The sequence below is a fragment of the Capsulimonas sp. genome (genome assembly GCF_039929585.1).
Classification (GTDB): Bacteria; Armatimonadota; Armatimonadia; order Armatimonadales; family Capsulimonadaceae; genus Capsulimonas.
In genome coordinates, this window is sequence record NZ_JBDSQY010000107.1 from 1 (window position 1) to 6,190 (window position 6,190).

General features: G+C 58.8%; 7 protein-coding genes. All 7 read right to left on the reverse strand.

What is annotated here, in order from left to right; genetic code table 11:
* Positions 1-102 precede the first annotated feature (102 nt).
* The 7 genes from zwf to ABIZ35_RS07610 all read right to left on the reverse strand — a co-directional run bounded on the left by zwf (position 103) and on the right by ABIZ35_RS07610 (position 6,059).
* Positions 103-1,692, reverse strand: coding sequence for a glucose-6-phosphate dehydrogenase (gene zwf, locus ABIZ35_RS07580; RefSeq protein ID WP_348219276.1), 1,590 nt, complete (start codon positions 1,690-1,692; stop codon positions 103-105).
* Between the two features lie 50 nt (positions 1,693-1,742).
* A complete protein-coding gene (gene gnd, locus ABIZ35_RS07585) occupies positions 1,743-2,777 on the reverse strand; it encodes a phosphogluconate dehydrogenase (NAD(+)-dependent, decarboxylating) (RefSeq protein WP_348219277.1) in 1,035 nt (344 codons plus the stop codon).
* A gap of 257 nt (positions 2,778-3,034) precedes the next feature.
* Complete coding sequence (locus ABIZ35_RS07590) at positions 3,035-3,220, reverse strand: hypothetical protein (RefSeq protein ID WP_348219278.1); 186 nt, start codon at positions 3,218-3,220, stop codon at positions 3,035-3,037.
* A 128-nt stretch (positions 3,221-3,348) separates the two neighbouring features.
* Entirely contained in the window at positions 3,349-4,761 is a 1,413-nt protein-coding gene (gene gndA, locus ABIZ35_RS07595) for an NADP-dependent phosphogluconate dehydrogenase (protein ID WP_348219279.1), read from the reverse strand.
* Between the two features lie 218 nt (positions 4,762-4,979).
* A complete protein-coding gene (locus ABIZ35_RS07600; protein WP_348219280.1) occupies positions 4,980-5,300 on the reverse strand; it encodes a hypothetical protein in 321 nt (106 codons plus the stop codon).
* A 71-nt stretch (positions 5,301-5,371) separates the two neighbouring features.
* Complete coding sequence (locus ABIZ35_RS07605) at positions 5,372-5,647, reverse strand: hypothetical protein (protein ID WP_348219281.1); 276 nt, start codon at positions 5,645-5,647, stop codon at positions 5,372-5,374.
* Positions 5,648-5,744: 97 nt separating this feature from the next.
* Positions 5,745-6,059, reverse strand: coding sequence for a hypothetical protein (locus ABIZ35_RS07610; RefSeq protein WP_348219282.1), 315 nt, complete (start codon positions 6,057-6,059; stop codon positions 5,745-5,747).
* Positions 6,060-6,190 lie beyond the last annotated feature (131 nt).

A 6,190-nucleotide genomic window follows, 5' to 3' on the forward strand; every position in this document is an offset into this window, starting at 1 on the left:
CGGAATACTCGCCTGGATCGCAGTTACGAACGCCCCTTTTCCCGGGCTTTAGCCCCTTGCTGGGAAAAGGGGAAACTTACCCAAGCGCGGGGGAATAGGTCTCTACCGATCCAGCCACTTCCGGCCAATATCCGTCGCGAGCCGGTTCGCGGCGTCCGGGCCCCAGCTTCCCGCCGCATAGTTGGGCAGGTCGGGAGCGGGGGTGTTTTTCCACGCTTCGAGGATCGGAGTGATCAGAGCCCATTCGGCTTCGACTTCGTCATCACGGGTGAACAGCGCGGCGTCGCCGAGCATGGCGTCCATCAGCAGGCGCTCGTAGGCGTCGTGGATGCGCTGGCCGAAGCTGGTGCCGTAGGTGAAGTTCATATCCACGGGAACGGCGCGAGTCTGGGCGCCCGGAGGCTTGGCGCTCAGGCGCATGGAGATACCTTCGTTGGGCTGGACGCGAATGGTGATCACGTTCGGCTCGACCCCCGTTGGAGAAAGCTGCTTGAGCAGGATCGGCGGGATGTCTTTAAAAACGATGTTGATCTCGGTGAGACGCTGCCCCATCCGCTTGCCGGCGCGGACGAAAAACGGGACTCCCGACCAGCGCCAGTTCTGGATCTCCATCTTCAGCGCGACAAACGAATCCGTCACGGACTCCTTGGGGACGTTCGGCTCGTCCCGGTACGCGGGGACGTCCTTGCCGTTGATCTGGCCCGCGCCGTACTGGCCGCGCACGACACAGTCCGTGCACTCCTTGCCGACCACAGGCTTAATCGCCCGCAGCACTTTGACTTTTTCATCGCGGACATCGTTGGCGCCCAACGAGTTCGGCGGCTCCATCGCGATCAGCGAGAGGATCTGCAGAGCGTGGCTCTGCACCATGTCGCGCAGCTCGCCGGCGGTATCGAAGTAACCCGCGCGCTGCTCGACGCCAACCGTCTCGGCGACCGTCACCTGGACATTGTCGATGTACTTGCCGTTCCAGAGCGGCTCAAAGAGCGCGTTGGCGAAGCGGAACACGAAGATGTTCTGGACAGTTTCCTTGCCCAGATAGTGGTCGATGCGATAGATCTGGTCCTCGTCGAAGACCGTCTTCAGCTCGGTGTTCAGCGCGCGCGCCGTGGTCAGGTCCGAACCAAAGGGCTTTTCGACGATGATGCGAATGAATGGGTTATTGGTTTCCCCATCGCGCTTGGCGAGGCCGGCTTTGCCGAGCTGCTCGATAACGGTGGAGTAGGTGCTGGGCGGGGTCGCGAGATAGAACAGGCGGTTGCCGCCGGTGCCCTCGGTTTCGTCGAACTTGTCCAGGCGCTCCCGAAGCCATTCGAAGCCCTGCGAGTTGTCGAAGTCCGAGCGATGGAAGACGACCCGGTGCGCGAAGCGCGGCCACGCGTCCTGCGATTCCTTCCAGAGGTCCGGCGCGAACTCCTCCAGCGACGCCTTGAGCTCCTCGCGGTACGACTGGTCGGAGTAGTCGCGACGCGCGAAGCCGATGATCTTGACATTTTCCGGCAGCAGCCCCTGCGCCTCAATGCTAAACAGGGCCGGGATCAGCTTGCGGTGGGTCAGGTCGCCCGTCGCGCCGAAGATAATAATATTGCAGGGCGGCAAAGGGCGCTCCACCAGCACCGGCTTGTCGGCGGGCTTGGCCTGTCCATTATTTTCCACGGGGTTGGCCTGCCCGGTATTCTCATTAGTCGCCATAAATTCTCCTGAAGACAATTGTCCAAGTGATGATATCGCCGCAAGGGTGATTAAGCGTTGCGGGCGCCGATCTTTTCGGCCGCCACGCTGGCCTTGTCGCCCGGCTGGATCTGATTGGCGGCGCTGGAGGACGTTCCCTCATTGACCGATGCAGAACCAGACCCGGTGGCGTCGCCGATGTTGGCGTCGGACGCCTTGACGGCGTGTCCGCCGAACTCATTGCGCAGCGAGGCGATCACCTTCGCCGCAAAGCTTTCATTCTCACGCGAGTGGAACCGCTCATATAGCGAGGCCGTGATGACGGGCGCCGGCACATTGTGGTCGATCGCTTCCTGAATGGTCCAGCGGCCCTCGCCGGAGTCCTCAACGTAACCCCGTATATGCTCCAGGTTGTTGTCGTTCTTAAACGCGATCACGAGCAGGTCGAGCAGCCATGAGCGCACGACGCTGCCGAAGCGCCACGCCGAGGCGATGGCGGTCAGGTCCAGCTTGTACTCGCTGGCGTGCAGAATATCGAACCCCTCGCCGTAGCTCTGCAGCATGCCGTACTCGATGCCGTTGTGCACCATTTTTACGTAATGCCCGGAGCCCGAGGCGCCCGTATAGACATATCCGTTCTCGGGAGCGAGTGTCTTGAAGATCGGCTCGGCGATCTTGACGGACGCTTCATCTCCGCCCATCATCAGGCAGTAGCCTTCCTTCAATCCCCAGACGCCGCCAGAGGTCCCGCAGTCGATATAATGCAGTCCGGCCGCTTCCAGTTCCCCGCCGCGCCGCACGGTGTCCTTGAAGTATGAGTTACCGCCATCGATAATGATGTCGCCCGGCGAAAGAACCGCCTTGAGCTTCGCGATGGTGTCGTCGACGGGTTTGCCCTGCGGCACCATGATCCAGAAGATCTTTGTCGGTTGTGTGAACTTCGCGGCGGCTTCGCCCAGGTCCGAGACCGGAACGCCGCCGCGCTGCGTCACTTCCGCCGCCTTCTCCGGCGACGTATCAAATCCGTAAACCGTGTGGCCGTCGCGCGCAAGCCGCTCCAGCATATTCATTCCCATGCGGCCGAGGCCGACCATGACGAGTTCCATTCCGTGTGATCCCTTTCGGCGAACCCAATGGGGCGTGCTTTGTTCCGGGCAAAATCTGAGGGGCCGAACGCCGCCCCGGTATATTTGCCGTGTCCAGACGTTAGTTTACCCTGCGAACTATGTCCGCGGGGTTTCTTTGGACGCAATTTCTTCCTGCGATCCATAATCGTAAAAAACGCTGTTTGCTCCGAACGGCAAACAGCGCCGTCCCGAAGAAATTCGAGACGGCGCTGTAGGTGACGCTCCGTTGAGCAAGATTACATATGTCCGTGGTGGATCATGTTATGCATGTGCATGTGGCCATGATGCATTTTGACGCGCATATTGTGCATGCCGCTGCGCATATGATGCTTGACATGGAGGCGGCTCGCCGAAGCGCCAGTCGTGGCGGTGAGAGTGACGGCGAGTGCGGCGGCGATTACCGCAGCGTGAATAAGCTTCATGGTTCGGATCCCCTTTGAGCAGACAGCGGCATTGGGCGGCTTATGAGGCCGGGCAGCTCTGTCGAAGTCTACCCGGCGAATTGCGCTTTCAAAACCTGTCACTCTGCGTCTCAGGAGCAGATCTCGCCCTACTCCACCCACTGGGAGTGGAAGTGGCCGGGTTTGTCGATGCGCTCGTAGGTGTGCGCGCCGAAGAGGTCACGCTGGGCCTGGATCAAGTTGGCGGGCAGGTTCGCGCGGCGGTAGCCATCGTAATACGCGAGCGACGAAGAGAACGCGGGGACGGGGATTCCGAGGCGCGCGGCTTCAGTAATCACGCGGCGCCAGCCGTTCTGACCGTTTCCGACCGCTTCGGTGAAGTACGGCGCGAGCAGCAGGTTCGCCAGGTCCGGCTGGGAGTCGTAGGCTTCCTTGATGCGGTCCAGGAAGCGGGCGCGGATGATGCAGCCGCCGCGCCAGATCGTGGCGATGGCGCCCAGGTTCAGCGACCACCCATGCTCCTTAGCCGCCGCGATCATCTGATCGAAGCCCTGCGCGTACGCAACTACTTTGGAGGCGTAGAGCGCGTCTCGGACATCGTTGATGAACTGCTGGCGGTCGCCTTCAATCGTCCCGCCCGTCGGGCCAGGAAGGATCTTGGAGGCGGCGACGCGCTGGTCCTTGAACGACGACAGGCATCGAGCGAAAACAGCCTCCGTGATCGCCGTGACCGGGATGCCCAGATCCAGTGAGGACTTCGAGGTCCACTGGCCGGTGCCCTTTTGGGCGGCCTTGTCCAGGACTTTGTCCACCAGATAACCGGCGCCGTCGTCGTCCTTGCGGGCGAAGATCTGCGCGGTGATCTCGATCAGGAACGAGTCCAGGTCGCCTTCGTTCCACTGCGTGAACACTTCGTGCAGCTCTTCGTTCGTCAGGCCCAGACCGTTCTTGAGCAGGTCATAGGCTTCGGCGATCAGCTGCATGTCGGCGTATTCGATCCCATTGTGCACCATTTTGACATAGTGGCCCGCGCCGCCCGCGCCGATGAAGGTGCAGCAAGGCTCGCCGCTCACCTGCGCGGAGATCTTCGTGAAGATCGGTTCGACAATCGCGTAGGCTTCCTCGCTGCCGCCCGGCATAATGCTCGGACCGTTCAGCGCGCCCTCTTCGCCGCCGCTCACGCCCGTGCCCAGGAATCGGAAGCCCTCGGCCTCCAGCTCCTTCACACGGCGCTCGGTGTCGGTGAAGAGCGAGTTGCCGCCATCGATCAGCAGGTCGCCCTGCGCCAGAAACGGCTTGATCTCAGCAATGACATCATCGACCGGCTTGCCGGCCTTGACCATGATCATGATGGCCCGCGGCGGCGTCAGCGCGTTCACGAACTCCTCAACACTGGTCGAGCCCGTAAACTGCCCTTCATGGCCATGCTCCGCCAAAAACGTCTCGGTCTTCTCCGTTGTGCGATTATGCACGGCGATCGGGAAGCCTTTGTGCGCCACGTTCCGCGCCAAGTTCTGCCCCATCACCGCAAGTCCCGTCAATCCGAAATGTGTCTCGCTCACGCTTTAATCCTCATGCCTCCAAAACTTTCACTTTATTTTGTATTATATTCGCCCTAAGGGAAATCATATCCTTCTGCGCTCAAGAAAGAATAATGGGCATTTTACCACAAATTCAGAAGCAAAACAAAGTAAACAGACATAGCGTTCCGAGATTGCAAGTTCTCAGGTCGCTTTTGTCCCCACTCCGTCTCGCTTTCCGACGATATGCCAACACCGATTTATTCGATATGGTTTCCAGCAGCCGCACCCGCCGGCGACTTGCGATGCATCAGCAGATAGACAAGACATCCCGTGAATGCAGCCGCAACGACGCCACTATAGATCATCATCACCCAATGCAGACCAGACTGAGGGCTTTGCTGAAAAATCATCGGCGCAAGCTGACTCATAAACGTGGCTGTGAACGCCAGCGCACAATAAATGCTCAGCGGAAGCGGATTGGGGTTGCGGAGCCGATGCTTCCGCCAGTTCCAAGTGAATATGGCGAACGCGATCGCCCAGACGAGATACATCACGATATTGTAAAGAAGATGAGCCATATGTGTGTTACTCTGATTCGGCGCGCGCCCAGTCGTTGTAGGCTCGGCGTTCCTTTAATACACGTTCCGCTTTAGAGGGTCTCTGCTTTCCACATACGGCGCATGAGCACGCCCAGCACAAGAACCAGAGGGACTTGAAATGCGGCGACAACCAGCCATTTGCTTTCGGAATCTACGTGACGCAAAACGACGCCTTGGATCAGATGCACAATCCCCATAATGCCCATTGCAAGGCCGTAGTATCGCATCGATCCACGGCGACGCGCCCAGACATCAAGCAGAACATAAAAAACGAACAACGCAACAGCGCCAGAAATAGCCAACAGATCGACGTTACTAAGAACCATTACACCCTACCTCACACACGAAATGATTGGCGCCGATCAGCTCATTCAGCGTGCGTTTCTTTGGCTTCTGCGAGAAGCAGTCCAATCCCCAATTTATCTATTCCTGACGAATTACATCCGCAGCATTGCGCTTCGAATCGCGCCATCTGTAATAAAATGACGCACCCATAACTATCATTAGGGGAATAGTGCATGCAGCAAACACCGCTTCTTTGGCGCTGGCGGAATGCAGATGTCTGGAAACTCCATTCACGATCATAAAGCAGGCGAAGGTAGCGTAATTCACCACACGTCCATATGGATCCGAGACGACGGCGCCACTGCGTTTCAAGTGAATAGACACGCGCCAGTCAATGATCGGACAAAGCACTAAAGCGGCAATCCGCCAGGCGTCGCCAAAGTCCAGGGTCATTGTGTATAGTGGTCCCATTTGTCAAGACAGTTTGAGAGGCTTTTTTAAGGTGGATTGTGTCCTTTCGTTCGTCATCGTTTTCTTTGCAATCGGTGCGGTTCGGCGTGGACCAGGGCAGGCGTCAAATTGCC

Bases quoted from the DNA above. Each gene is read 5' to 3' on its own strand.
- zwf (WP_348219276.1), bottom strand. From the start codon at position 1,692: ATGGCGACTAATGAGAATACCGGGCAGGCCAACCCCGTGGAAAATAAT.
- gnd (WP_348219277.1), bottom strand. From the start codon at position 2,777: ATGGAACTCGTCATGGTCGGCCTCGGCCGCATGGGAATGAATATGCTG.
- ABIZ35_RS07590 (WP_348219278.1), bottom strand. From the start codon at position 3,220: ATGAAGCTTATTCACGCTGCGGTAATCGCCGCCGCACTCGCCGTCACT.
- ABIZ35_RS07600 (WP_348219280.1), bottom strand. From the start codon at position 5,300: ATGGCTCATCTTCTTTACAATATCGTGATGTATCTCGTCTGGGCGATC.
- ABIZ35_RS07605 (WP_348219281.1), bottom strand. From the start codon at position 5,647: ATGGTTCTTAGTAACGTCGATCTGTTGGCTATTTCTGGCGCTGTTGCG.
- ABIZ35_RS07610 (WP_348219282.1), bottom strand. From the start codon at position 6,059: ATGACCCTGGACTTTGGCGACGCCTGGCGGATTGCCGCTTTAGTGCTT.